This window comes from Glutamicibacter sp. BSL13 (genome assembly GCF_052928425.1).
Genome location: NZ_JAVGCZ010000181.1, coordinates 1 through 2,391, shown reverse-complemented (window position 1 = coordinate 2,391; position 2,391 = coordinate 1). Strand labels below are relative to the sequence as shown.

Below are 2,391 nucleotides of genomic sequence, written 5' to 3'. Positions count from 1 at the left end.
CGGGACCGCAATGAGCGCAACCAGGACCGCAACCGCCGCAACCGCCGCGGGGACAACGACGAGCCGCAGCTGAGCGAGGACGACGTCCTGCTGCCGATCGCCGGTATCCTGGACGTGCTGGAGAACTACGCGTTCGTGCGCACCTCGGGCTACCTGCCCGGCCCGAACGACGTGTACGTCACCCTGGGCCAGGTCAAGAAGTACAACCTGCGCAAGGGCGACGCGATTGTTGGCGCGATCCGCCAGCCGCGCGAGGGCGAGACCCCCAACCCGCGCCAGAAGTTCAACGCCCTGGTGCAGCTGACGTCCGTGAACGGCAAGAAGCCGGAAGACAACAAGGAGCGCGTCGAGTTCAACAAGCTCGTGCCGCTGTACCCGACCGAGCGCCTGCGCCTGGAAACCGGGGCCAAGCAGATCGGTCCGCGCGTGATCGACCTGGTCGCCCCGATCGGCAAGGGCCAGCGTGGCCTGATCGTCTCCCCGCCCAAGGCCGGCAAGACCCTGATCCTGCAGTCCATCGCGCAGGCGATCACCACCAACAACCCGGAAGTGCACCTGATGATGGTGCTCGTGGACGAACGTCCCGAGGAAGTCACCGACATGCAGCGCACCGTGAAGGGCGAGGTCATCGCCTCGACCTTCGACCGCCCGGCCGATGACCACACCACCGTGGCCGAACTGGCCATCGAGCGCGCCAAGCGCCTGGTGGAGATGGGCATGGACGTGGTCGTGCTGCTGGACTCGATGACCCGCCTGGGCCGCGCCTACAACCTGGCCGCCCCGGCCTCGGGCCGCATCCTCTCCGGTGGCGTGGACTCCGCTGCCCTCTACCCGCCCAAGCGCTTCTTCGGCGCCGCGCGCAACATTGAAAACGGTGGCTCGCTGACCATCCTGGCCACCGCCCTGGTGGAAACCGGGTCGAAGATGGATGAAGTGATCTTCGAGGAGTTCAAGGGCACCGGCAACATGGAGCTGCGCCTTTCCCGCCAGCTGGCCGAGAAGCGCATCTTCCCGGCGGTGGACGTCAACGCGTCCTCCACCCGCCGCGAGGAGTCGCTGCTCTCCGGCGACGAGGTGCGCATCATGTGGCGCCTGCGCCGCATGCTGGCCGGGCTGGACACCCAGCAGGCGCTGGAGCTGCTGACCAAGAAGATCCGGGACACCGAATCCAACGCGGAGTTCCTGATGCTGGTCAACAAGACCACGCCGCAGCACAACTAGCGCGCTTTCCCCGGTGGCGTCCAGGGCGCACGGTCAACCCGTCGCCCGGACGCCACCGGTGCTTTGCCCCTACAATCTCTTGTGAAGGCCCGCTGCCCGCCAGCGCGCCACCGATCCACGCATCGAAAGAAGTTCTGCCACCATGTTCGAATCCGTCAAGACCCTGCTGGAGGAGCACGCCGAGATCCAGGCGCAGCTGTCCGATCCCGCCGTGTACGCCGACCAGGCCCGGGCCCGCAAGCTCGGGCGCCGCTCCGCGCAGCTCAACGGCATCGTGGAGGCCTACAACCGCTGGAAGCAGGCGAGCGAGGACCTGGAGGCAGCCAGGGAAATGGCCGATGAGGACCCGGACTTCGCCGCCGAGGTCGAGGAGCTGACCGCCGCGCTGCCCGAACTGGAGGAGAAGCTGCGCCGGCTGCTGATCCCGCGCGACGAAAACGACTCGCGCAACGTGATCCTTGAGGTCAAGGGCGGGGAAGGCGGGGACGAGGCGGCCCTGTTCGCCGCCGACCTGCTGCGCATGTACACCCGCTTTGCCGAGCACAAGGGCTGGAAGGTCGAAATGATCTCCTACAACGAGTCCGACCTGGGCGGCTACAAGGACGCCCAGGTGGCGATCAAGGGCAGCTCGAACGACCCGGCCGAGGGCGTGTACGCGCACCTGAAGTTCGAGGGCGGGGTGCACCGTGTGCAGCGCGTGCCGGTCACCGAATCCCAGGGCCGCATCCACACCTCCGCCGCCGGCGTACTGGTGTTCCCGGAAGTCGATGAGCCCGAGGAAATCGACATCCACCAGAACGACCTGAAGATCGACGTGTACCGTTCCTCCGGCCCCGGCGGGCAGAGCGTGAACACCACCGACTCGGCCGTGCGCATCACCCACCTGCCCACCGGCATCGTGGTGGCCATGCAGAACGAGAAGTCCCAGATCCAGAACCGGGAAGCGGCCATGCGCGTGCTGCGCTCGCGCCTGCTGGCCCACCAGCAGGAGCAGCTGGACGCGGAGAACTCCGCCCAGCGCGCCTCCCAGGTGCGCACCATGGACCGCTCCGAGCGCATCCGCACCTACAACTTCCCGGAAAACCGGATCGCCGACCACCGCACCGGCTACAAGGCCTACGACCTGGACGCGGTCATGGACGGGGACCTGGGCCCGGTGATCGATTCGTG

General features: G+C 67.3%; 2 protein-coding genes. Both read left to right on the top strand.

Annotated elements, in window-relative coordinates; genetic code table 11:
- Positions 1-1,221, top strand: a 1,221-nt coding sequence (gene rho, locus RCJ92_RS15580) for a transcription termination factor Rho (protein WP_446755079.1), incomplete at its 5' end; no start/stop codon positions are given.
- A 142-nt stretch (positions 1,222-1,363) separates the two neighbouring features.
- Positions 1,364-2,391: peptide chain release factor 1 (gene prfA, locus RCJ92_RS15575; protein ID WP_446755078.1), on the top strand; the 1,028-nt coding region annotated here is incomplete at its 3' end.